General features: G+C 63.5%; 22 protein-coding genes. 11 read left to right on the plus strand and 11 right to left on the minus strand.

Annotated elements, in window-relative coordinates; all coding sequences use genetic code 11:
* Positions 1-53 precede the first annotated feature (53 nt).
* From FJ430_RS13885 to FJ430_RS13895, 3 genes are read right to left on the minus strand one after another with little or no spacing between them, the layout of a single operon-like run.
* Positions 54-1,034, minus strand: a complete 981-nt coding sequence (locus tag FJ430_RS13885; RefSeq protein WP_140707875.1) for a biotin-dependent carboxyltransferase family protein — start codon at positions 1,032-1,034, stop codon at positions 54-56.
* Positions 1,031-1,696, minus strand: coding sequence for a 5-oxoprolinase subunit PxpB (gene pxpB / locus FJ430_RS13890; protein ID WP_140707873.1), 666 nt, complete (start codon positions 1,694-1,696; stop codon positions 1,031-1,033). Before pxpB ends, FJ430_RS13885 begins: the two co-directional genes overlap by 4 nt.
* 6 nt (positions 1,697-1,702) lie before the next feature.
* Positions 1,703-2,479, minus strand: coding sequence for an SDR family NAD(P)-dependent oxidoreductase (locus tag FJ430_RS13895; RefSeq protein ID WP_181175498.1), 777 nt, complete (start codon positions 2,477-2,479; stop codon positions 1,703-1,705).
* 207 nt (positions 2,480-2,686) lie between these two features.
* On the opposite strand from FJ430_RS13895, the gene FJ430_RS13900 reads away from it, so the two are divergent.
* The 6 genes from FJ430_RS13900 to FJ430_RS13925 all read left to right on the plus strand — a co-directional run bounded on the left by FJ430_RS13900 (position 2,687) and on the right by FJ430_RS13925 (position 8,112).
* Positions 2,687-3,322 carry an RraA family protein gene (locus FJ430_RS13900; protein ID WP_140707871.1) on the plus strand — a complete coding sequence of 212 codons (636 nt, stop codon included), beginning with the start codon at positions 2,687-2,689 and terminating at the stop codon, positions 3,320-3,322.
* Positions 3,323-3,504: 182 nt separating this feature from the next.
* Entirely contained in the window at positions 3,505-4,614 is a 1,110-nt protein-coding gene (locus FJ430_RS13905) for a branched-chain amino acid ABC transporter substrate-binding protein (protein WP_226892186.1), read from the plus strand.
* A gap of 132 nt (positions 4,615-4,746) precedes the next feature.
* Positions 4,747-5,658 (plus strand): branched-chain amino acid ABC transporter permease, encoded by a 912-nt coding sequence (locus FJ430_RS13910; RefSeq protein WP_140707867.1) that lies wholly within the window; start codon positions 4,747-4,749, stop codon positions 5,656-5,658.
* Between the two features lie 20 nt (positions 5,659-5,678).
* Positions 5,679-6,617, plus strand: a complete 939-nt coding sequence (locus FJ430_RS13915) for a branched-chain amino acid ABC transporter permease (protein WP_226892187.1) — start codon at positions 5,679-5,681, stop codon at positions 6,615-6,617.
* 2 nt (positions 6,618-6,619) lie between these two features.
* Positions 6,620-7,384, plus strand: a complete 765-nt coding sequence (locus tag FJ430_RS13920; RefSeq protein WP_140707863.1) for an ABC transporter ATP-binding protein — start codon at positions 6,620-6,622, stop codon at positions 7,382-7,384.
* Entirely contained in the window at positions 7,384-8,112 is a 729-nt protein-coding gene (locus tag FJ430_RS13925) for an ABC transporter ATP-binding protein (protein ID WP_140707861.1), read from the plus strand. The genes FJ430_RS13920 and FJ430_RS13925 overlap by 1 nt, the downstream gene beginning before the upstream one ends.
* A 24-nt stretch (positions 8,113-8,136) precedes the next feature.
* Here the strand turns inward: FJ430_RS13925 and FJ430_RS13930 are convergent, their stop codons facing one another.
* A complete protein-coding gene (locus FJ430_RS13930; RefSeq protein ID WP_140707859.1) occupies positions 8,137-9,012 on the minus strand; it encodes an SMP-30/gluconolactonase/LRE family protein in 876 nt (291 codons plus the stop codon).
* A gap of 139 nt (positions 9,013-9,151) precedes the next feature.
* Between FJ430_RS13930 and FJ430_RS13935 the strand changes: the two genes are divergently transcribed.
* Positions 9,152-9,934: a GntR family transcriptional regulator gene (locus FJ430_RS13935; RefSeq protein ID WP_140707857.1), complete on the plus strand. Its 783-nt coding sequence runs from the start codon at positions 9,152-9,154 to the stop codon at positions 9,932-9,934.
* A gap of 18 nt (positions 9,935-9,952) precedes the next feature.
* Here FJ430_RS13935 and FJ430_RS13940 read toward each other — a convergent pair whose 3' ends face one another.
* From FJ430_RS13940 to FJ430_RS13950, 3 genes are all read right to left on the minus strand, one after another.
* Positions 9,953-10,774 (minus strand): SDR family NAD(P)-dependent oxidoreductase, encoded by an 822-nt coding sequence (locus FJ430_RS13940; RefSeq protein WP_140707855.1) that lies wholly within the window; start codon positions 10,772-10,774, stop codon positions 9,953-9,955.
* Between the two features lie 30 nt (positions 10,775-10,804).
* Entirely contained in the window at positions 10,805-12,109 is a 1,305-nt protein-coding gene (locus FJ430_RS13945; protein ID WP_140707853.1) for an amino acid deaminase, read from the minus strand.
* Between the two features lie 163 nt (positions 12,110-12,272).
* Positions 12,273-12,857 carry a helix-turn-helix transcriptional regulator gene (locus FJ430_RS13950; protein WP_226892188.1) on the minus strand — a complete coding sequence of 195 codons (585 nt, stop codon included), beginning with the start codon at positions 12,855-12,857 and terminating at the stop codon, positions 12,273-12,275.
* Between the two features lie 360 nt (positions 12,858-13,217).
* On the opposite strand from FJ430_RS13950, the gene FJ430_RS13955 reads away from it, so the two are divergent.
* The 4 genes from FJ430_RS13955 to FJ430_RS13970 all read left to right on the plus strand — a co-directional run bounded on the left by FJ430_RS13955 (position 13,218) and on the right by FJ430_RS13970 (position 17,367).
* On the plus strand, positions 13,218-14,306 hold the full coding sequence (locus FJ430_RS13955; protein WP_226892189.1) for a heme-dependent oxidative N-demethylase family protein: 1,089 nt from the start codon (positions 13,218-13,220) through the stop codon (positions 14,304-14,306).
* Positions 14,303-14,893: a dimethylamine monooxygenase subunit DmmA family protein gene (locus tag FJ430_RS13960; RefSeq protein ID WP_140707849.1), complete on the plus strand. Its 591-nt coding sequence runs from the start codon at positions 14,303-14,305 to the stop codon at positions 14,891-14,893. The genes FJ430_RS13955 and FJ430_RS13960 overlap by 4 nt, the downstream gene beginning before the upstream one ends.
* A complete protein-coding gene (locus tag FJ430_RS13965; protein WP_140707847.1) occupies positions 14,893-15,864 on the plus strand; it encodes a PDR/VanB family oxidoreductase in 972 nt (323 codons plus the stop codon). Before FJ430_RS13960 ends, FJ430_RS13965 begins: the two co-directional genes overlap by 1 nt.
* A gap of 234 nt (positions 15,865-16,098) precedes the next feature.
* Entirely contained in the window at positions 16,099-17,367 is a 1,269-nt protein-coding gene (locus FJ430_RS13970) for a four-carbon acid sugar kinase family protein (protein ID WP_140707845.1), read from the plus strand.
* Between the two features lie 27 nt (positions 17,368-17,394).
* Here the strand turns inward: FJ430_RS13970 and FJ430_RS13975 are convergent, their stop codons facing one another.
* The 4 genes from FJ430_RS13975 to FJ430_RS13990 form a co-directional block, all read right to left on the minus strand.
* The gene (locus tag FJ430_RS13975) at positions 17,395-18,297 is read right to left on the minus strand and encodes a DMT family transporter (protein ID WP_140707843.1); all 903 of its coding nucleotides are present in this window, start codon (positions 18,295-18,297) and stop codon (positions 17,395-17,397) included.
* A gap of 88 nt (positions 18,298-18,385) precedes the next feature.
* Positions 18,386-19,765 (minus strand): aminotransferase, encoded by a 1,380-nt coding sequence (locus FJ430_RS13980; RefSeq protein ID WP_140707841.1) that lies wholly within the window; start codon positions 19,763-19,765, stop codon positions 18,386-18,388.
* 229 nt (positions 19,766-19,994) lie between these two features.
* Positions 19,995-21,155, minus strand: a complete 1,161-nt coding sequence (locus FJ430_RS13985) for an acyl-CoA dehydrogenase family protein (protein WP_140707839.1) — start codon at positions 21,153-21,155, stop codon at positions 19,995-19,997.
* Positions 21,156-21,266: 111 nt separating this feature from the next.
* Entirely contained in the window at positions 21,267-22,529 is a 1,263-nt protein-coding gene (locus FJ430_RS13990; RefSeq protein ID WP_140707837.1) for an acetoin dehydrogenase dihydrolipoyllysine-residue acetyltransferase subunit, read from the minus strand.
* Positions 22,530-22,531: the final 2 nt, after the last annotated feature.

The following is a 22,531-nucleotide window of genomic DNA, read 5'->3' on the forward strand; positions in this document are numbered from 1 at the left end:
GGGTTTGAAGCGAAAATCGCTGTCGTTGCGGCTTTTTTGGTTGCAACCGGCCGTCACGCCGGTCGAGGGCAGCCCGGCCTGATGTTTCGCGCGCCCGCAAGCGCGTCAAGCTGCTGCCTGGCAATACGCAGTGCTTGGGTCGCCGCTTCGATCGATACTGGCACAAAACGCAAGCGCGCGCCGACCGGCGCTTGCGCGAGCCGCCAGAGATCAGCTTCGATCACGGTTGCGATCTTCGGGTAGCCGCCGCATGTGTTGGCATCGGCCAGCTGGACGATCGGCTGGCCGGATGGCGGCACTTGAACGGTGCCCGGCACGATGCCATGCGAAAGCAATTCCAGGGGTGAGGTTAGCGAGAGCGTTTCTCCGGACAAGCGATAGCCCATGCGGTTGGCTTCGCTGGTGATCTTCCATTCGCTGCTGGTGAAGGCCGCCTGCGCCTGCGCCGTGAAAGCGTCGAACTCGGCGGCGGGAAGCACCCTCAATTCGATCGCAGAGTCGGTAGCGTTGCCGGTGATTTGCCGCTCCTCCAGTGCCACGCCAACGCCTGCCGAGGGAAGCGGGCACACCGCGCTGTTGAGCTGGAGCTGGTCGCCGCGCGCAAGGCCGCGCCCGGCAAGCCCGCCGAAACCGCCTTTCACATCCGTCGCGCGCGAGCCCATGACGGATGGCAGGTCGAGCCCGCCGGCGAAGGCGATATAAGAACGCGCGCCTGCGCGAGGCACTTCCACCAGAAGCGTCTCGCCCGCGCGGATAGTGGTTGCCCACCAGGGCGGATACCGCCGATCATCGATACGGATCGGGCAGTCGGCTCCGGTGATGGCCAACGCGGTGTCGACATGTGCCTTGAGCCGGAACGGATAGAGCGCGATCTCCAGCCCCGCGGCCGATCGGTCGTTGCCCAGCATGAAATTGGCGATCGTCAGCGCTTGGCTGTCCATGGCGCCGCCATGGCTGATCCCGAGCGCCAGATAGCCTGGGCGGCCGAGGTCCTGGACAGTGTTCGGAAGACCGGTGGACAGGATTTCGATCATTGCTCGATGCCCGCAATCTCGAATTGGACCTTGTCTCCAGGCCTCAGCAGCACCGGCGATTGCGCCTGAATATCGAAGAGCCTCACGTCGGTGTGGCCGATAATGTGCCACCCCGACGGCGCGGTCATCGGCATGATGCCTGCCTGCGCGCCGCCGATGATGACGGCACCTTCGGCCACTTTCAGGCGGGGGTTCTTGCGCCGTGGCCAGCTGAGCCGCGGGTCGAGACCGGACAAATAAGGAAAGCCCGGCATGGCCCCGATAGCGGCCACGGAATAGGTCGCGGCCGCATGACGATTGACTGTCTCTTCCAGCGACAACGCGCAATGCGCGGCCCAGCTAGCGAGGTCTTCGCCGCGCGAGCCGCCGTAATGCACGGGAATCCTGTGCAAGCTGCCGGCGGCCGCTTGTGGATCGGTGCCGGCCCAAAGTGATTGCAGTTGCTCGCCGAGACTCGATGCATCCGTGACGAGCGGGTCGAACAGCACCAGCAGGTTGTTCATGCCGGGGATCGTCTCGCGCACGCCGTCGAGGCCTCGTGCAGCTTCCGCCACGGCCCAAACCAACTCTTGAATGGCGTCGTCGAACCTTGCCTGCGCGCCATCGAGGAGCAGCGCGCCTGATCCCGCAAGGCTGATGCGCGGCGCTGGCCCAATGGTCATGAACGGTCAGTCCTTCACCGGCACGGTGTAGTTCAGGATCAGGCGGCCGCCATCTGGATAAATAGTCTGGCCCACGATGTAGGAGGCATCGTCGCTGGCCAGGAACGAAGCAACGCTGGCGATCTCCGACGGCTCGCCGCAGCGCCCGCTCGGCGTTCGCGACAGGATGGTCTGCCGCTGCGCCTCGCTGGCCATGACCGAGCTCCTGACCATGTCGGTCATGATCGTTCCCGGTCCGATGGCGTTGACGCGGATGTTGTGCGGGATGAGCCCGACCGCCATCACCGCCGTCAGCTGCTTGATGCCGCCCTTTGACACCGCGTAGGCGACGGAATTGGGAATGGCCAGGATGGCATTGATCGACGACATGTTGATGATCGAGCCGCCGCGCCTTTGAGCGATCATGGCTCGTGCCGCCGCCTGACCGAGAAGGAACGGCGCCTTGAGATTGACGCGCTGAACCCAATCGAAGGCTTCCTCGGGGAAGTCGACGAAATCATCGAGGTGGATCACACCGGCATTGTTGATCAAGACGTCGACTCCGCCAAAGGCGTCGGTAGCCTCGGCGATGACGCCGGCCGCCATGTCCGCCGTGCACGCGGAAAGATCCGCTTCGAGCCAGACGGCGCGCTCGCCGAGACGTTGCGCATGCTCGCGGCCGCGGTCGGCCTTCACATCCACGAGCACGACATTGGCGCCGTCGGCATGAAAGCGCTCGGCGCAGGCGAGGCCCAGGCCTTGCGCCGCCCCTGTGATGATCACGACTTTGCCCGCATGCTTCACAGCCGATTCCTTTTTTGATGCCAATGAGGATATGTTATCCAATCTATCGCCAGGCGCGAGCTAATGGCAAGCCCGGTGCGGCAGGTCGAAAGCGGCTTCCAGCGCGGAATTGCAGGGGAATCGGCTTTTTCGGACAGCCTAAGCAAGCCGGTTGACTTTGCTCTCCAAATGATGATTGGATAATATATTCACAATTGGAGGACGAAAATGACAGGCGGGCAGCGGGAAGGTGAACTGGTCGACGCGTTCCGCGTCTTTGCCACGCCGTTGATCAGCGACAATCTCGCCCGGGTGCCCGGCGCCGTCGGGTTGCGACCGTTCCACAAGATCAGCGGCATCATGGTTGGGCGGGCGCTGACAGTGAGGACGCGCCCCGGCGATAACCAGTTCATCCACCGCGCGCTCGACCTGGTACAGCCGGGCGATGTCATTGTCGTCGATGGCGGCGGTTACGAAGGACGGGCACTCGTCGGCGAGATCATGACAAGCCTCGCTGCCTCACGCGGCGCCGCCGGCATCGTCATCGACGGAGCCATCCGCGATGCCGGCGCCATCGGCCGCAATCCATTTCCCTGCTTCGCGCGATCGGCCATCCACCTCGGCCCCTACAAGGACGGTCCCGGGGCGATCAATGTTCCGGTCTCGGTGGGCGGAATGGTCGTCGGTCCCGGCGACATCGTCGTGGGCGACGAGGACGGCGTCGTGGCGTTTCCGCTCGAGGGCGCCACGGCCTTGCTGGCAGCCGTCAAGGCGCAGGAAGCGCGCGAAGCCGGCATCATGCAGAGCATCAAGGAGAACCGCTACCAGGGTGCCTATGCCCAGGCTCCGGCCAGCAGCCATTGAGTTGCAGAGCCTGACGCCAGGGCCTCGATCGCAGGCCGGCTGGCGATTGCAAACATTGCCGCTCCGCCTCTGAAGGAGGAGCGCAATCTGGCTGATCCGCGCAGAGCGGCTCGGCGACAATCAAGCAGAATGCATTCCGGGCCACGACCCGGATGCGCCAACAGGGGAAAATGGAGAGAATGATGGTTGTTTCCTTCAAGAGGCTTGCCTGCGCCACCGCCCTTGCCGGGCTGGCCATGACCGCCGCCGCCGCCGCCGCCGACATCAAGATCGGCATCGTCGCGCCGATGACAGGCCAGTTGGCCAGCGAAGGGCAGGACATGGAAAACGCGGTGAAGATGGCGATCGATGCCGCCAATGCCAAGGGCGGCATCAACGGCGACAAGATCACCACAACCACTGCCGACGACGCCTGCGATCCGCAGCAGGCGGTAACCGCCGGCAGCAAGCTGATATCGGAAGGCGTGACGGCAATCGTCGGCGGCTACTGCTCGGGCGCCGTGTTGCCGACGTTGAAGATCTACGGCGATGCCGGCGTTCCGTTCGTCATCATCGGCGCGAATTCGACCAAGCTGGTCGCCGCCAACCAGGGCAACGCCTTCCTCGCCAACTCGACCGGCGACATGCAGGCGACCACCGCCGTCGAACTCTTCAAGAAGAACGGCTACAAGAAGATCGCCGTCATCGACGAAGGCGACGCCTATTCCTCCGACCTGGCAAAGCTCACCGCCGAAGCCTTCAAGAACGCGGGTGGCGAGATCGCCGCCAAGGAAACCACCACCGCCGGCGAGCAGGACTATTCGGCGGTCGTCACCAAGGTCAAATCAAGCGGCGCGGATGCCGTCTTCTGGACCGCCTATCATGCCGGCGGCGCGCTTCTCACCAAGCAGCTTCGGCAGGCAGGCTTCCAGGGCGGCATCGTTCTCGGCGACGGCAACAATTCGCCGGAATATCTGGAGATCGCCGGCTCGGCCGGCGAGGGCGTGTTTCTGCTGTCCCCGCCAACCGTCGATCTCCTCTCCGGCGCTGCCGATTTCAAGGCCAAGTACAAGGAGACCTATGGCCGCGACGCCGGCGCCTACGCGGCCCTTTCCCATGATGTCGGCGACCTGATCGTAGACGCCATCGCACGAGCAAAATCTGCCGACCAGAAGGCAATCATCGAGGCGCTGAAAGCAAGCGACTTCAAGGGTCTGGCCGGCGAAATCAAGTTCACCGACAAGAACACCCTGCAGACGTCGAATTTCCGCCCGGTCGTCGCCAAGGGCAGCAAGTGGGTCGCCGCCGAGTAACCGACGAAACATGCTGATGCCGGGGCGGCCTTTTTTGCCAGCCTCGGCATCATTCCTGTTTTTGCGGCTATGTGGCGGGCGATCGATGCTTCGCCAAGGCTCGATTTCTTCAATCCCAGCACCGGAGCATCAATGACGCTCGACCTAGTCATTCAGCAACTGGTGAACGGCCTGATTGTCGGCTCGTTCTACGCCCTGATCGCGCTCGGCTACAGCATGGTCTTCGGCGTCATCAAGCTCCTGAATTTCGCCCATGGCGATATCTATATGAGCGGCGCCTTCGTCGGCCTCATCGTGTTTTCCTTCGTCGGCGTGTGGGTCGGCAATGGCTGGGCGGGCGTCGTCTGCGCCTTGCTGGTTTCGATGCTGGCCGTAGGGTTGCTCGGCGTCGTCATCGAGCGCTTCGCCTACCGGCCGATGCGCAACGCGCCGCGCCTGTCGATCCTGATCACCGCGCTCGGCGCCTCGATGGTGCTGAATGGCACCGCGCTTGCGCTGACCGGCGGGCGGCATTTCGCATTCAGCACCGACCTCGGTTTTGCGGGCCTGGACGTTTCGGCTGTGCACATCACCTACACACAGATCGTGCTTGTCGCCGCCTCGATCCTGCTGATGGCTGGCATGCAGGCCTTTGTCTCGCGCACCATGTACGGCAAGGCGATGCGCGCCGTGTCGATCGACATGGGGGCCAGCCGCCTGATGGGCATCGATGTCGATCGGGTGATCGCGCTGACCTTCTTCATGGGATCGGCACTCGCGGCTGGCGGCGGCGTCATGGCGGGCGCCTACTATGGCAGCGTCCATTTCTTCATGGGCTTCATCATGGGGCTCAAAGCGTTCACCGCGGCCGTCATCGGCGGCATCGGCAGTGTGCCGGGCGCCATGCTTGGCGGCTTGCTGCTCGGCCTTCTCGAGGCCTACGGGTCATCCTTGCCCTTCGTCGGATCGGAATGGCGCGACGTCTTCGTGTTCGGCGCGCTGATCCTGTTCCTGGTCTTCAAGCCGACGGGCCTGCTCGGACGCTCGGTTGTGGAGCGGGTGTGATGAGCGACGGAGCCAGGACCTTGCCCGCCGCCGCGCAGCCGCCATTGGTGCGGCGCTCGCATTTGCTGCCGGCTCTCGCCGCGCTTGGCTGCGCGCTGGTGCTGCCGCACTTCGCCAATGCCTATGTGACTGAGGTGGCAACCACAGCGTTGCTCTATGTCGTGTTGTGCCTCGGTCTCAACATCGTCGTCGGCTATGCGGGCCTGCTTGACCTCGGCTACGCGGCCTTCTTTGCTGTCGGCGCCTATACGACCGGCATCCTGACCTCGGAATTCGGCTTCAACTTCTGGCTCACGATTCCCGTCGCCATGGCGGCTGCCTGTCTGGCCGGTGTCATCATCGGCGCGCCGACCTTGAGGCTGCGCAGCGACTATCTGGCGATCGTGACCCTGGGCTTCGGCGAAATCGTGCGCATCATTGCCCGCAACCTCGATATCACCGGCGGCGCCAGCGGCCTCGTCGGTATCGAGCGGCCGGAGATACTGGGCTTCAAGCTGATGCAGGTGCAGCACTTCTACTATGCGTTCCTGACGCTCGCGCTGCTTGCCGTTTTCGTCTGCCTGAGCGTCGAGCGGTCGCGCATGGGACGTGCCTGGTTCTATGTCCGTTATGACGAGGACGCCGCCGCAGGTATCGGCATCAATCGCGTGTCGGCCAAGTTGCAAGCCTATATGATGGGGGCCGTGATCGCGTCGGTGGCCGGGTGTCTCTACGCCGCGAAGATGACCGCGATTTCGCCGGAAAGCTTTACCTTCAACCAGTCGCTTCTGATCCTTTTAGGCGTCGTCCTGGGCGGCATGGGCCGCATCCCCGGTGTCGTCCTGGGTGCGATTCTCGTGGCCCTGCTGCCGGAGGTGCTGCGCGGAGCGGGTACCTATCGTCCGCTGGTCACGGCTGTGGCGCTGCTGGCAATCATGCTCTTCAGGCCGAACGGCCTGTGGCCGGACAAGCGGGGTTGACCATGGCCTTGCTGGAAGTCCGCGATCTGCGCCTCAGCTTCGGAGGGCTGAAGGTCCTGCAGGATATTTCGTTCTCGGTGGAGAAGGGCGCCATCAACAGCCTCATCGGGCCGAATGGCGCGGGCAAGACGTCCCTCTTCAATTGCCTGACCGGCTTCTACAAACCAAAGGGTGGGTCGATCCGACTGGCCGGCCGGCCGATCACGGGCTTGCCGCCGCACCGCATCACAGCGCTCGGCCTTGCCCGCACTTTCCAGAACATCCGCTTGTTCAAGGAGATGTCGGTTCTGGAAAATGCCATGTCCGGCCAGCATTGCCGCAGCCGCCACGGCATCGTCTCGGCAATCCTTCACCTGCCGTCGCAACGGCGGGAGGAGAATATGATACGCGCGGCGGGAATGCGCTGGCTCGACTTCGTCGGCATCGCTGAACATACGCATCGTCTGGCCGGCGGGCTCTCCTACGGCGACCAGCGACGGCTTGAACTTGCAAGGGCCTTGGCCTCGGCGCCCGAGATCATCCTGCTCGATGAGCCCGCTGCCGGGCTGAACGAGCGCGAGAAGCTCGATCTCGTGCATTTGATCCGCCGTGTTCGCGACGAGACCGGCGTCACCGTGCTTTTGATCGAGCACGATATGGGCCTTGTCATGCAGGTGTCGGAAAGGATCGTTGTCTTCGACTATGGCCAGAAGATCGCCGATGGCACGCCAGAGGCCGTGCGCGCCGATCCGAAAGTCATCGAAGCCTATCTCGGCACGGAGGATTGATGGACACGGATATTGTCCTTGCGGCCGACCGGATCGTCGCGCGCTACGGCAGCATCGAGGCGCTTCATGGCGTCAGCCTCTCGATAAGGCGCGGCCAGATCGTGGCACTGCTCGGCGCGAACGGCTCCGGCAAAAGCACGACATTGCGAACGCTGTCCGGTCTCATTGCTGCGTCCTCGGGAAGCGTCCGATTCCTGGGTGAGGACATAACCAGGGTCCCGGCCCACCGGTTGCCCCACCGAGGTCTTGTTCACGTTCCCGAGGGACGGCGCATTTTCGGCGACATGACGATCCGGGAGAATCTCGACCTGGGTTCGTTCACGCTGAGCGACGACGCAGAGCGGCGACGGCGGCTGGATCATGTGTTCGAACTCTTCCCGATCCTGGCGCGAAGGCACAATGGCGACGCAAGGAACCTGTCCGGCGGCGAGCAGCAGATGCTGGCGATCGGAAGAGCTCTCATGGCGGCCCCACAGATGCTGCTGCTCGACGAGCCTTCAATGGGGCTGGCGCCACAGCTGATCAAGGAAGTCATGAACATCGTGCAGCGCCTCAATCGTGAGGGCGTGACGATCCTTCTGGTGGAGCAGAACAGCAAAGTCGCATTGAAGTTCGCGGACTACGGCTACGTTCTAAAGGGCGGACGTATAGTGCTTGAAGGGCGGGGAAGCGATCTTGCGGACAATGACGCCGTCGTCAGCGCCTACCTGGGCGGTGTCGCGGCCTGAAAGCTGACCGCTCTGCGCATCCTCTCAGCCGAAAACGCCCGTCGGAATTCCGGCGACGTCCGTCTTCACGGAGAGCAGCGTTCCCATCTGATGTCTGCCCGGGCGGTCCGTGCGGAGTGATGTGATGAAGAGTGTCTTAAGGTCGCTGCCGCCGAAACAGGGCATGGTCGGCGCCGGCGTCGGCAGCGAGAATATGCCGGCGATCCGGCCGTCCGGGGCGAATTTGGTGATCCGGCCGGCCGTCACGCCCGCAACCCAGTAGTGCCCTTCCGCATCGATCGCCGCACCGTCCGGCAAGCCGTCGCTTTCCGTGAATGTCGCGAACCGTCGTCCTCCGGAGAGGCTCCCGTTATCCGGGTCGAAGTCGTAGGCCTGCACATAGGCTCCGCGCGAATCCGCGTGGTACATGGTCCTGCCGTCGGGGCTCCAGGCCAGCCCGTTCGACACCTTCAGCCCGCTCGATATCCGCGTGCATTCCCCGGTCGGCGTCACCCGGTAGAGCGCGGCGGTCGGCGCGCGGGGCTGGCTGTCATGCATCGAGCCGACCCAGAAACATCCGTCCGGGCCGACCTTCCCGTCGTTCAGCCGGTTCATCTCCATATCGGGCTCCGGGTGGATCAGGAACTCCAACGTCCGCGACCCAGGATCGAAAAGATGGACGCCGGTGCGAAGCGCAACCACAAGCCGGCCGCCGGCGGCCAGTCCGATGCTGCCGACGGCGCAGGGCATCGGGTAGGTTGTCAGATGGTTCGTCTGGGGATCGAGCGCGTAGATGCAGGGCGCCAGGATATCGACGAACCAGAGCAGGCGGCGACCGGCATCCCAGACCGGGCTCTCGCCAATGGCCAGGTCGAGATCGATGCGTCGCTCGATGGGTTCTTCGAAGTCGCTCGGTCGCATCTCGTCGACATTCTCCCGCCCGAGTGCTCTTCAGCTCTTACGATTCCATGATTTTGATATAGCAAAACAGGCAATCGGGTCGAGGTTGGTTTTGTCGCTGTGTGGATTTTGAAATGGTATATGCCAGAATAGCACGCGAATGAGCGCCCGGACGATCACCGTCGCGAACAACCAGCAAGGCACCATGACCACCCAACCGGACGAACAGGAAGCCGACGACGGCCTCGCGCTCAATCGGGACAGTCTCTCGGAAAGGATCTATGGCCGGCTGCGCCTGGCCTTGATGACGGGGCAGTACGAACCAGGCTCCAGGTTGAACATTCGAAAACTGGCGTTGATGTATCAGACGTCGCCGACGCCTGTGCGGGAGGCTATCGGCCAGCTCGTTCGCGAAGGCGCGCTCGAGCTGAAGCTGGGCTACCAGGCCCGGGTGCCGGTCATCTCCATTCCCAGATACATCAACATTCGCGAGACCCGCGCCCCGCTCGAACGGCTCGCGGCGGAATTGAGCGCCGTCAACATCACCGCGGATGACATTCGCAGGCTGGAGGATCTGCACCGGGCTTTCGTCGAGGCGGAGGCCGCCGAACAGTGGAAAGCCGCTCTTTCGGCGAACCAGGAATTCCATTTCACGATCTACCGGGCTTCGAACAACGACGTCCTGGTTCGGGTCATCGAGAATCTCTGGCTGCTCGCCGGCCCCTTCGTGACCCACCAATATCCCAGCATCCGTCAGGCTTGGTCGGACGTGCACCCGCATCTGCTGATCATCGATGCCCTTTCCCGCCGATCTCCGTCGGAAGCGGGCGAACTGGTGGTGAGAGACCTGCGGGAGGGCTCCTACCGCATTCTCGAGCAGCTCAAGCTGACCGAGGCGAACTCCAGGAAAAGACTGACGTCGCGCCTTCGGTCGAAGGGCTGAGCCGGTCCGCCGAGGCTTTCAGGCGGATGTTCCGGCGCGGCGGGCCTTGAGCTTTTCCGCGCCGATGGCCGCGTTGTGCTCGTACATCTTCGCCAGCGCGCGCGGTTTTACGCCGATCTGGCGCACGAAGGCGCCGCGCTCAGGCGGAATGTAAACCTCGGCCGGCTTCTTCGCGACGGCGTCGAGAATGGTCCGCGCGACATGCTCGGCGGCGACCGGATTGCCGGCGAAGGCAAGCGCCATGGCGTCGTCCTCAGCTTCCTGCTCCAGCATGGGTGTTTCGGTCGCCGTCGGATAGACGATCGTGAAGCGGACGGGACTGTGACGTTCCTCGATAGCCAGGGCATGGTGGAAGGCCCGCAGCGCGTGCTTTGCCGCGGCGTAGCTCGCTATGCCGGGGAAGGGCAGGAAGGCGACCATGCTGGCGACCGTCATCAGGTGGCCGGAACCCTGCGCCTTGAAGCGCCGCAACGCGGCCAGCATGCCGATGGCCGCGCCCATGAAATTGGTGTCGAGCGTGTGCCTGTGCTTCTCGATCGGCACATCGGCCGCAAAGCCGGTATGGACGATGGCCGCATTGTTGATCAGGACGTCCAGCCGACCGTGTTCCGCCCAGACCCGATCGAGCACCGCGTTCCAGTTTTCCTCCGAACGGATATCGAGGCGGCTCGCGGATGCATTTGCGCCGACCTCGTCGGCCGCGGCGCGGGCTCCAGCTTCGTTGATGTCGGCCAGGATCACCTTGTGGCCGGCGCTGGCGGCAAGCTTTGCCGTTGCCGCTCCGATGCCGCTCGCGGCGCCGGTAACCAGTATGATCCTGGAGCTTTCTTTCCTGCTCATCGCGATGCCTTTGTTCCAGTGCCGGCGTTTTCAGAAATAGGTCCGGATCGATCCGGTGACCCGGTAGGACGGATCGACAAGGTGGATGACCCGCCATTTGTCGAAAGTCAGGCATGGGTGCGAGATGCCGAAGCCGATCAGGTCGCCGACCCGCAGCGGCGAACTAGCCGGCAGCGAAAGGTGGCAGTGCTGGTCGTTCAGCCTGGTCACCACATACCCCGCCGGCACCGGCCGAGGCGCCGTCATGCCGCCATCCGGCCGGTACCAGCTCAGCGCCACCGGCAGGTCGTCATAGGAGATATCCCGCTTGCCGAAGCCGACGATTGCCTTTTCGGCTTCGGGCCGCGACTGCACGTAGGCCCACACCTCGAGCGCGGGTTCCAGACCGCCATGCGAGTCGGCGAGCGCGCTGTTGCGCTCCCGCATCGCGTCCATGGCGCGAACGTAGAGCACCGAATCGTGCGTGATGTAGCAGCCCGAGCGCAGCAGGATCCGCGTCTCTCGGTCGAGCCTGGCCGCAGACAGCCGCGTGGCGACAACGTCGAAGAAGGACGATCCTCCCGCCGAAAGCAGCACCGTGCCTTCGGCGAACAACTGCTGCGAAGCGCATCTTTCGGCAAGCTCGACCATCGTGCCGAGCAGGCTTTCCACCTGCGCCAGGGTTTCAGTGTTCGACGAGCCTCGAATGAGCCCCTCGAAGCCTTCGATGCCGGCGAGCGCCAGGGTGCCTGACGCATGCACCGCCCGCGCCAATGTCATGGCCTGCTCGACCGTGCGGCATCCGGTCCGTCCGCCGACATAGCCGAGCTCGACCAGGACTTTCATGGGACGGCCAAGGGTCGCTGCCCTGGCGGCAGAAGCCAGGGCTTCGACATTCGACAGGTCGTCCACCAGGCAGAAGAACTCGAAGGCCGGATCATTCGCCAGTTCGCGCATGACATAGTCGATCGCGCTTTTGCCGATCAGCTGATTGGCGAAGAAGATCCGCGAATATCCGAAGGCGCGCGCGACCTGGAGCTGATGCGCCGTCGCGACGGTGATGGCCCAGGCGCCGTCATCGAGCTGCATGTCGAAAAGTGCCGGGCACATCGTCGTCTTGCCGTGAGGGGCAAGAGCCATGCCGCTGTCTTCGAGAAAGGATTTCATCCATTCGCGGTTATGGCGGAGCGCATCCTGTTTGATGACGGCCGCCGGGAGCGGAATGTCTTCCCGCAGCAGGCTCCATCGCTGGTCCGCGACGGCTTCAATCGTAACCTCCGAGATCGTTCCCGGCACGCCTTTGTCGAGCGGGCTGAGAGACGGATGGGCGGCCTTCGCCGTTGCCGAAACTGTCATGTCGTCGATCCGGAAGTTGATTTTGATATATCGTATTGCAAAATTGCCAAGCGTTGCAAGTGGCGTTGAAGGCCTCTACAGCCTTAGCCATAGGCAACAGGTCGACGCTTCGGTCAGGGTGGAGACAATCTTGGCGGCGGCCGACGCCCGCTGATCGCAGCGATTATCCAGTCATTTCGGCTTTGCGCATTTCGGCGACGAGCGAAGTGCGGTTCCCGACATCGAGCTTTGCGAACAGGCTCCGCAGATGGGTCTTCACCGTGGGCAGGGAAATCGCCAGTTCTTCGCCGATCTCCTGGTTGGTCAGGCCCTTGCCGACCAGGTCGGCGATCTCGAGTTCCCGCTTCGACAACAGGAATTCCCTTGCGAGCCTTCTTCTGGCCCGATCGCGCATCACCCTTGGATGCAGCGCAAGGCTGGCCTCGACATAGCGCTGCATGCTCTGGGCCAGCTTCCAGGCTTCCGCCGAGACGCAATCCTGGTCATCCCTGGCCACAAGTCCTAGCCCGGCAACCGCGCGGCCTTCATGCCAGAAAACCATCTCCAATGCGTCTTTGATCCCGCTGAGCGCCATATACGGCCGGTACAAATCGAGGGCCTCGCTTTCGCAGCATGCGCGCTGCAAGGTCTGGGTGCGCGCCTGCCGGCTGATCATCCGCACAGGACTGCACGGGTCATGTGCATAGAAGCTGGATTGGTAGATGTTGAGCCGATCGAGATCGACAGCCCTGCAGGCCGCTATCTGCATGCGCATCCTCTCGTCGATCCAGTAGAAGATCGAAGAAGGTATGTGCGTCGCGTCCATGGCGAACTGAAGCAGTTCGACGATCGGCCTGGTCTCCTCGCCGTCCAAGACAAATTGGGTCGCGCTCATTCTGCGCCTCGACTGCATCCGGTTTCCAAGCCGCAAGATTGCGTTCGATCGAAGGTCAAATCAACATCTTCCGTCGCGATCGCGTGCTTGAGGAAAATCATCCTTTCGGACGATTGACCTGGTGAACCTCCTCAATGCCAAGATGGGGCATTCCCGAGCGGCGGTATGCCGCGCCCGGGACTCAACCCTTCCGCCGGAAAACGACCTGCGCCGATCGAGGCCATGCGGGGAGAGATGAATTTGTCCATCGCGCCGCCAAGTGGCGACCTTGCGCCCCACGTCTTTCGCGGCGACATGACGTTCCGCAACTCGGACGCTGGCATTCTGCGCTTTCCCTTTCCCCTGGACACCGACCGTTTCGAGATGAAGGGGGTGGGTATCGAGCCGCAGGATCGAAACGGGCCGACCGCGGCCTACAGGTCGCTCTTCGATGTCGATGAGCACTACCTGGACGAGGTTGCCGAACGGGCATTCGTGCTCGATCGCGACCGCTCGCGCTATCACATCATGCCCCACATGGAAGAGGCGCAGTGGGAAGCGACGGACTACATCATGCGCGCTTTGGCGCGGGATTTTCCGGCGTATTTCTCCTATCGGCGGGAGGACAGGAACTGCCGGTGGGAGAACCGCCTGCTGGGAGAGCGGCGGGATTTCGTCTTTGGCCGCGCCGAAACGCTTCCCTGCGAGGCGTTCGAATACATCACCCGCCAGGCCCAGGGCGATTTCGTGCTCATGGATCAGCGGCAGGGCACGCTGTGGCTGGACGGCGGCATGGTGACCGCCTCATACGGCTGGTCGTTTGATTTCATCCTGGGAATGAACTGGCATGACTGGCATGGAACGCTGGTCGGAGCGGCGGCGGAGAGCCGAGTCATCGACCAGGCGTTGCGGATGACGATGATGCTGTCTGCCGAGGCGCCGCAAAGGCGGGTTACCTGGGTGCACGCCGTGCGGCCGCGTCTCGACAAGTCGCTGGAGAACAAGATCGTCTGGCAGCACGACATCGATGGCGTCACGGCAGAGACGGTGCCCGACGACATCTTCGTGCGCAGCGAATTCCAGCAGCTCTATCGCCTGCCGCGCAGCAATGCGATCATCTTTGTCCTGCGCAACTATCTGCTGTCGTTGCGCGACGTGGCGCGGGTGCCGAAATGGGCAGCGCGTCTGCACCGCGTGCTGCGCGACCTCGATCCCGGGCTTGCGCGGTTTTCCAACATCCACTTCCGGCACGAATGCGTCGACTGGCTTGCGCGGTTCGACGACGGGCGACCGCTTTCGCCAGGCGCCGGCCCCGACACCGACCGGCTGGAGCCACGCCCTTGACCATCGGTACCGACAGTTCGTCGAAGCCTGCCTACGGCACGCTGACCTGGGGAGCCGCGCAGCAGCACGTCGTGGTTTCGGACGAGGCGGGCCTAATCGCTGTCGAGCGTCTCCTCGCGACGCCATGTCCTGGCGGCGCCGGGTCCATACGCATTCACATGCTGGGGCGTGAGGACCGGATCGGGCCCTCGTTGAAGGCATCAACAGCCGGCATTGAACTGCACGCCGCTGAACCGGATTTTTCCGATGCGCTCTCGGCTCGAATGGATGCCATGCCGGCGGCGGGCAGGCTCTATGTCGCGGGTTGTGAACCCTTCCTCTCCCTCGTGCGCCGGCTGGCGCGGGACCGGGGCCTTGCCGCCGACATTCTGCTTGCGGAACTGGTTGGCGCTGGCGCGCGGCGGGCTCAATGCGCACATTGCAAGACGGTGTATGACGGCATTGCCCACCGGGCCTTCGACTGCGCTTGCTGCAAGGTGACATTGGTCGTGCGGGATCACTACTCGCGGCGTATAGGCGCCTATCAGGCCGTCGTCCTCCATCCCTCGGATCCCAACATGCCCGCCTTGCGGCGAGAGCCTCTGTGATGGATCCCGCCGACAAGGGATTCCTGAAGCTGAGGCTGGCCGGTATCGAGACCGTCGCCGGGGGTGTGAAGAGCTTTTTCCTCGAGCATCCACGGGGGCTCGATCTACCGGCTTTTTCGCCCGGGTCCCATCTTGTGCTGCTGCTCGACACCGGTGGGCGCATCCGCCGCAATGCCTACTCGCTGACCGGCGATCCCGATGATCGCGGCCGCTACGCGATCTCGGTGCTGCGGCAGCCCGACGGGCGCGGCGGCTCGCGGTTCCTCCATGAAGGCCTTCGCGTCGGCGACGAATTGACCGTTCGCCGGCCGTTGAACTTCTTCCCGGTGGATCGGCTGGCACGGCGCCATCTGCTGATTGCAAGCGGCATCGGGATCACGCCGTTTCTGAGCATGGCGCGCGAGCTCGATCGCGTGCGTGCGGACTTCGAACTGCATTATTCGGTCCGCTCGGCCGAGGACGCGCCCTTCGTCGCGACGCTTCGCGCCCGCTATGGTCCGAAGGTGCATGTTCACGACAGCGCCGCGGGAACGCGCCTCGATATTTCCGGTCTGCTGGCTGGCCAGCAGGCAGGCACCCATGCCTATGTCTGCGGATCGCCGAGGATGATGGACGCGGCGATCGAGGCAACTGGCGCCGTGGGCTGGCCCCCGTCATGTTTTCACGCGGAACGGTTCAAGGCGGCGGTGGGAGGCGTACCGTTCTCGGTGGTGCTGCCCGAGAAGGAAGAGCGCGTCATCGAGGTTTCCTCCGACCAGTCGATGCTCGAAGCGCTGGAGGATGCAGGCGTCGAAATCGATTCCATGTGCCGCGTCGGAGCTTGCGGCAAATGCCGGCTGAAGGTGCAAGGCTGCACCGGCAGGATCGTCCACAACGACCACGTTCTGGATGCAACGGAGCGGGCCGAAGGAACCGCCATGATGCCTTGCGTCTCGAGGGTGATGGGCGGCCAGGTGACGGTCCAGGCATGACCCATGCACCGGCAATGCCGGGTGAGGTCACGGATCGCAACATTCTCGGGGCTGTCCGCAGCTTCTCGGCGGCGTTCAAAAGTGCGAAAAAAATCGACTAAAACGCTCCGCACCGTAGCAAACCAAGGCGATATATCCTATCAGAGGCTAGCATTGAATAACGGCCCAAGAAGGCGCAATCCGGCCGCGGGTGGAGGAAATCAATGACGGCGCTCGGGAGGAGCTAGCGGTCGCATGAGTGTCAGGTTAGCCGTCATTGCCGACGATTTCACCGGCGGTCTGTTCGTTGCCAGCAACCTCGAAAAGATCGGCATTCCCGCCCTTTATGTCTGCGATCCGGATATCCTGCCGTCGATCGGCGATCAGGATGTCGTGGTGATCGCCACGCGCCTGCGCTTCATGCCGCCAGCCGAGGCGGTAGCCATGCTGGATTCCTTGACGACGGCTCTGGACGCCATCGGCACCGAGCATGTTTTCTACAAATACTGCTCCACCTTCGATTCCACCGACGAAGGCAATATCGGTCCCTGCGCCGACTTCCTGGTCAAGAAGTACGACCAGCCGCGCCTGATCTTCGGCCCCGGCTATCCCGACCTTAGCACCTACGTGCATGAAGGCTACATGTTCTACAAGGATCGCCTGATCTCGGAATCGATCAAGCGCTTCGATCCGATCACGCCGATGAACGACCCGGACATGGCGAGGGTGCTGCAGCGCCAGACCGCCGAGAAGGTCGGGCTGCTGCCGCATCGTGTCCTGCATCGCGGCTCGGCCTTCGCGCATGACTATGTGCGGGACCAGCAGGACAAGGGCGTGCGCTACTTCCTCATGGACTGCGTCGACAATGACGACGTGGCGCTTGGCGCGGCAATCTTCCGGCGCGACCGTATCACCAGCGGTGCCGATGCCTTGGCGATCGAACTGGCCTCGCAGTGGGAAAAAGAAGGCGTCGGGCGCGCTCCGCAAGACCGGCCGAGGCCGATCCGCGGGCAGGGCGGGGAGGCGGTTCTGGTGGGAAGCTGCAGCGAAGTCACGCTGCGGCAGCGCGATCACTTCGCGCTTTCCAACCCGGTTCTCGACATCGACATCCGCGAGGCCGAGGGCGATATCCTGACCGAGAGATCCCTGGAGTGGGCGCAGACGCCGCTCGATGCGGGACGAGCGATCGGATTTTCGGTCGCCGGCGATCCGGATGCCGTCACATGGGCGCAGTCGATGTTCGGCGTGATGGGGGCGGCGCGCAAGGCCGAAGCGATCCTGGCCGGCATCGCCAGGGGATTGGCGGACAGGGGGGTTCGCAAGTTCGTCGTGTCGGGAGGCGAATCCTCCGGCGCGATCGTCCAGGCGCTGGGCATTCAGAGCATGCAGGTGCTTCCCTTCGACGAGCTCGGCGCCGGCTCCTGCGTCTCGCATGACGACAGGCGTATTTCGCTGTTCCTTAAGCCAGGAAAGATCGGCACCGAGGACGTGTTTTCCGCGGCGCTGGACAAGATGAGGGCGTGAGCGAAGGTCGCTATCGACCAGCGTTCCTCAGCGTATGCCGGGCGGGTTTGCGGGTTTGATCCGGCGTATGCGCTCGCGCAGGACCGTCAGCAGGCCTGCGCTGGCGATGATCCCCACTCCGATCACCGCCAACAGATCGGGATATTCGTGGAAGATGATGATGCCGAAGAGCATGGCCCAGCCAAGCTGCGAATAGGCGACCGGCGCAATCTGGGTCGCGTTCCCGTAGCGCGCCGCGCTCACGAACGCCCACTGGCCGAGCCCCACGCACAGGCCCGACAGCGCCATCAGCACCAGATCCTGCAGGGCAGGCGCTGTGAAGCCGTGAAGCACCATGCCGATGCCATTGACCGAGACGAGGTAGAGGAACAGCATCCCCAGGATGCTCGTCTTCTTGGCGGCGGAGCCGAGGCCTCGCATGATTATGATCGACGTGCCGGTCGAAAGCCCTGCCACCATCGCGCCGAAATGTCCGAGCTGAAACGCCTGGAAGCCAGGCTTGACCGCCAGCAGGACGCCCACAAATCCGAGCAGCACGGCGAACCATCGCCATTGCCCGACGTGTTCCTTCAGGATCAGGACGGACATGACGGTCACGAAGAATGGGGCAAGGAAGATAAGCGAGTAGGCGTCAACAAGCGGGATTGTCGTGAAGGCATAGATCGCGCAAAGGCTGGACAGCACGCCGCATATGGCGCGCAAATGAATGGGCCATGGCCGGCTCATTTTCCAGAACTCGACCCAACGCTCGTTCTCGTGGCGCGTGGCCAGGAGGACTATCGAAGCGAAGGCGTTCTCGAAGAACCCGATCTCGAAAACGCTCAAAGGCCCGTGCAGGGCTTTGGTGAAAGCGTCGGAAGTCGAGAAGCACGCATAGGCCGCGAAGGCGCAGACATAGACGTTGGTGAAGGAAGATTGCCGGGCTGGCATCGGCTGCGCCTGCGTTTTTCGTTGTTTGCCGGCCGTCGCTGTGACGGCCGGAGTGCGGGAGCTGTCGGCGCGCCTCGCTCCCGTTTTCTCAGATCGACTTTGCCTGGATGGCCTTCTCGGTTTCCCTCAGAGCCTTCTCCATCTTGGAGCCGATCTCCTCCACGTCACGCTCGTCAATGATCAAAGGCGGGCAGAAGCCGACGGTGTCGCGCATCGCGCGAACCACAAGGCCGTGCTCATAGGCGCTGGCGGCAAGGCGGGCGCCAACCTGGCGCGCCGGCGCGAAAGGCGAGCCGGTTGCCGGGTCTTCGACGAGCTCGACCCCATACATGAGCCCGACGCCGCGAAGGTTCCCGACGATGGGCGAGTCCTTCGTCACCTCGGCGAGCGTCTGATGGAGAAGCGCGCCCATCTTGCGGACATGGGCGACGATACCGAGCTCTTCGTAGATCGCGATCGTTTCCGCCGCGACGGCCGCGCCGACGGGGTGAGCCGCGTTGGTGAAGCCGTGGCCGAACGAAGTGCCGCCTTCATTGTAGCGCTCGACCGCTTCGAGGATCTTCGGCGACACGATCACGGCCGCGAGCGGGAAATAGGAAGAGGTGATGCCCTTGGCGAGCGACATCATGTCTGGCGCCATGCCGACCGTCTCGCGCCCGAACCAGTTGCCGGTGCGGCCGAACCCGCAGACGACCTCGTCGTCGAGGCACAGGATATCGTATTTCGCCAGGATCTTCTGGACGGCCTCGAAATAGCCCTCGGGCGGCGAGATGATGCCGCCGCCGGCAATGACCGGCTCGGCTATGAAGGCGGCGATCGTATCCGGGCCTTCCCGCAGGATCATGCGCTCGAGCTCGCCTGCCAGGCGGGCGACGAAGTCCGCCTGGCTTTCGCCCGGCAGCTTGACCCGATAGGTGTTGGGGCAAAGCGTATGGATGAAGCCCGGGAGCGGAAGTCCGAACTCCCTGTGCATCATCTCCAGCCCGCACATGGATCCCGCCACGATGGTCGATCCGTGGAAGGCGCGGTCACGCGCGATGACCTTGCGCTTGGTCGGCTTGCCGCGCGAGGCATGGTAGAGCCAGGCCAGCTTCACCATGGTTTCGTTGGCTTCGGAACCCGAGGTCACGAAGAAGGCCTTGCCGCCCGGCATGCCGGTCAGGTCGACCAGCTTCTTGCTCAGCGTCGCCGCCTTCGGGTTCGTGCGTCCGTAGAAGCTATGGTAGTAGCCGAGCTCTTCGTATTGTTTGGCGGCCGCACGCCCCAAGCGCTCGTTGTTGAAACCCAGCGACGCGCACCAGAGTCCCGCCATGGCGTCGATGTAGCGTTTGCCGTTTTCGTCGATGACATGCGCGCCGTCGCCCTTGACGACGATGTAAGCGCCCTCGCGCGACAGGGCCTGTGGATTGGTCTGGGAATGCAGATGGTAGGCGAGGTCGGTCGCGTTGATTTCGGAATGCGCGTTCACGGCGGGCTCGTCGGTTGATTGTGGAAATTAGGAACCGATGATAATGAAAAAAATTCGATTATCAACGATCAGGTTAGGTGCACAGGGCGTCATTCGTAGAAGCCAGCACAGCGGCTTTGTCCGCGCCGGCTAGATCAGGTGACGTTTCGTTGAATCGTCACCCTGATCTAACTCCTTTTTGGAGCATGATCTTTTCCGAAAACCGGTTCCCACTTTTCGGGATCATGCTCTAAGCCGCGGCGGCAGCTTCCTTCATCATGTTCCTCGCGATCAGGATCTGCTGGATCTGGGTCGTCCCCTCGTAGATGCGGAACAGGCGGACATCGCGGTAGGCCCGTTCGATGCCGTACTCTTCCATGTATCCGGCGCCGCCATGGATCTGCACCGCCCGGTCCGCGACGCGGCCGACCATTTCGCTGGCAAACATCTTGCAGCAGGCGGCCTCGGTGGAGACATTTTCGCCGCGATCCTTCGACCGCGCCGTTTCGAGCACCATGCAGCGGGCGGCATAGGCTTCGGCCCGGCTGTCCGCCAGCATCGCCTGTATCAGCTGGAACTCGGCGATCGGCTGCCCGAACTGCTTGCGCTGCATGGCATAGGTCAGGCTGTCGTGGATGAGCCGTTCGGCCATGCCGACGCAGAAGGCCGAAATATGCAGCCGCCCCCTGTCCAGAACTTTCATCGCGGTCCGGAAGCCTTGGCCTTCCTTGCCGCCCAGGACGGCTGTGGCCGGCACGCGGCAATCCTCGAAAATCACGTCGCAGGTGTGCGAGCCGGCCTGTCCCATCTTCTTGTCGATCTTGCCGAATGACAGGCCCGGCGCGCCCCGTTCGACGAGGAATGCCGTAACCGCGCCGCCGGGTTTTTGACCGGCCTCGGCCCGGGCAAAGACCGTGAAGAGATCCGCATAGGGCGCGTTGGTGATGAAGCGCTTGGTACCGTCGAGCACGTACTCGTCGCCGTCGCGGCGGGCGGTCGTGCGCAGCGAACCAGCGTCGGATCCGGCTTCCGGTTCGGTGAGCGCGAAGGAGCTGATCAACTCTCCCGTCGCCAGTCTCGGCAGGTAGGACGACTTCTGGGCGTCCGTGCCGTCCATCACAAGGCCCTGGGAGCCGATGCCGTTGTTGGTGCCGAACACTGACCTGAATGCCGGAGACGTATGTCCAAGCTCGAAGGTGATGCGGACCTCTTCCTCCATGTCGAGACCGAGGCCGCCATACTCTTGCGGTATCGATAGACCGAACAGCCCGAGCTCGCGCATCTCCTGCTTGATCTCGGTTGGCATCCTGTCCGTGCGGGCAATTTCGGCTTCGCGCGGGACCAGGCGTTCCCTCACGAAGCGCCGCACCGTGTCGCGCAGCTGTTCGAAGAGGTCTGCTTCAAGGGCCATCGGTCGTCTCACAATTGTCGTTTCAGCATCGCTCGGCGCGCGCCATGTCGTCTCGGTCCGCGGGAGCCCGGGCCTCTCTCGTCTTAAGCTTCGTCGTCCCGAGGAGATCGCTCAACGGTCGGAGCGACCCAGAACCAGCATCTCGTTGACGATTGAAAGCGTGAGCTCCGGCTGCTCCAGATACGGCATGTGACCGCATTGCTGGAAAGCGTGGAGGCCGACGCGGCCGGGAAGCGAATGGCAATGGGCAAACGGAATGATCCTGTCTTGCATGCCGAAGATGATGCGGACCGGGATACGCAGCCGTTCCAGGTCGGGCCGGATCGAGAAGGTCTGCGTGCCATCGCAGAAATAGCGCTCCGCCAGGCCGGCCAGCGCGCCGGACAATTCGTCGTCCTTGCGCTGATCCACCACGCTGCGCACGAAGGCTTCGGAGATCAGGCCGGGATCGAACACCAGTTCGTGCAGCCAGGGCAGGATGCTGGAAGGCTGCCTAGCCGCGACGAAGCCCTTGATGAACTGATGACGGATTTCCGGGCCGAGCCCCGCCGGCGAAATCAGCAGCAGCGCATTGATCCGGACGAACCCGCGGCTGGCGAGTCTCGCGGCCACCGCGGCACCAAAGGAATGGGCGATGAAAGTCGCCTCATCGATGCCTTCGGCTGCCATGCGCTGCTCGACCATGGCGCAGATCGCGTCGAGATCCGCCGGAACTGTCCTCGGCGATCGTCCGTGGCCAGGCAGATCGACAGCCAGCATGCGCGCCCTTGGCCGTCCGGCGGCCAGCAGGCCGCGCCAGGCATTGTGGTCAGACGCAAAGCCATGCAGGGCGACGAGCGTGCCGGGGCCGTCCTTCTGCAACCACACGGCATTGAGGGGCGAATCGCCTGCAACCGGAGACGGTCTCGGGGCTGCCGCCGGCAGCTGAATGACGTCACGCTTCTGAATGCGTCCCTTCGGTCCGGAGCCGCGGACGCTGCGCAGGTCGATCTGCTGCTGCTCGGCGATGCGTCTGGCCAGCGGCGTGGCTATGATGCGGGCGGACGAGCTCTGCTGCGCCGGTTGGCTCTTGCCATTGGCGGCAACGGCCATCGGCGCCGCTTTGGCGATCGGTTTGCCTGCGGCTTCGAGCTGCTCGCCGCTTTGCAGGATATGGGCGACGACTTCGCCGACCTGGACGTCTTCGCCGGCATTGCGGACATACGAGACAACTCCGGATGCCGGGGCCTCGACCTCGACCGCCGCCTTGTCGTTGTCGATCTCGAAAAGAGCCTCGCCCTGGCTCACCGTCGCGCCATCTTCCTTCAGCCAGCGCGAAATCGTGCCGGCGTCCGTCTCCAGGCTGACCTTCGGAAAGATAACGGCAGTCGCCATGA

The sequence above is a fragment of the Mesorhizobium sp. B2-8-5 genome, assembly GCF_006440675.2.
Lineage (GTDB): Bacteria > Pseudomonadota > Alphaproteobacteria > Rhizobiales > Rhizobiaceae > Mesorhizobium.

Coding starts and splice junctions, on each gene's coding strand:
- FJ430_RS13885 (WP_140707875.1), bottom strand. CDS start 1,034: ATGATCGAAATCCTGTCCACCGGTCTTCCGAACACTGTCCAGGACCTC.
- FJ430_RS13975 (WP_140707843.1), bottom strand. CDS start 18,297: ATGCCAGCCCGGCAATCTTCCTTCACCAACGTCTATGTCTGCGCCTTC.
- FJ430_RS13930 (WP_140707859.1), bottom strand. CDS start 9,012: ATGCGACCGAGCGACTTCGAAGAACCCATCGAGCGACGCATCGATCTC.
- FJ430_RS13990 (WP_140707837.1), bottom strand. CDS start 22,529: ATGGCGACTGCCGTTATCTTTCCGAAGGTCAGCCTGGAGACGGACGCC.
- FJ430_RS13985 (WP_140707839.1), bottom strand. CDS start 21,155: ATGGCCCTTGAAGCAGACCTCTTCGAACAGCTGCGCGACACGGTGCGG.
- FJ430_RS13970 (WP_140707845.1), top strand. CDS start 16,099: ATGAGTGTCAGGTTAGCCGTCATTGCCGACGATTTCACCGGCGGTCTG.
- FJ430_RS13945 (WP_140707853.1), bottom strand. CDS start 12,109: ATGACAGTTTCGGCAACGGCGAAGGCCGCCCATCCGTCTCTCAGCCCG.
- FJ430_RS13935 (WP_140707857.1), top strand. CDS start 9,152: ATGAGCGCCCGGACGATCACCGTCGCGAACAACCAGCAAGGCACCATG.
- pxpB (WP_140707873.1), bottom strand. CDS start 1,696: ATGACCATTGGGCCAGCGCCGCGCATCAGCCTTGCGGGATCAGGCGCG.
- FJ430_RS13920 (WP_140707863.1), top strand. CDS start 6,620: ATGGCCTTGCTGGAAGTCCGCGATCTGCGCCTCAGCTTCGGAGGGCTG.
- FJ430_RS13950 (WP_226892188.1), bottom strand. CDS start 12,857: ATGCAGATAGCGGCCTGCAGGGCTGTCGATCTCGATCGGCTCAACATC.
- FJ430_RS13940 (WP_140707855.1), bottom strand. CDS start 10,774: ATGAGCAGGAAAGAAAGCTCCAGGATCATACTGGTTACCGGCGCCGCG.
- FJ430_RS13925 (WP_140707861.1), top strand. CDS start 7,384: ATGGACACGGATATTGTCCTTGCGGCCGACCGGATCGTCGCGCGCTAC.
- FJ430_RS13955 (WP_226892189.1), top strand. CDS start 13,218: ATGAATTTGTCCATCGCGCCGCCAAGTGGCGACCTTGCGCCCCACGTC.
- FJ430_RS13965 (WP_140707847.1), top strand. CDS start 14,893: ATGGATCCCGCCGACAAGGGATTCCTGAAGCTGAGGCTGGCCGGTATC.
- FJ430_RS13910 (WP_140707867.1), top strand. CDS start 4,747: ATGACGCTCGACCTAGTCATTCAGCAACTGGTGAACGGCCTGATTGTC.
- FJ430_RS13900 (WP_140707871.1), top strand. CDS start 2,687: ATGACAGGCGGGCAGCGGGAAGGTGAACTGGTCGACGCGTTCCGCGTC.
- FJ430_RS13905 (WP_226892186.1), top strand. CDS start 3,505: ATGGTTGTTTCCTTCAAGAGGCTTGCCTGCGCCACCGCCCTTGCCGGG.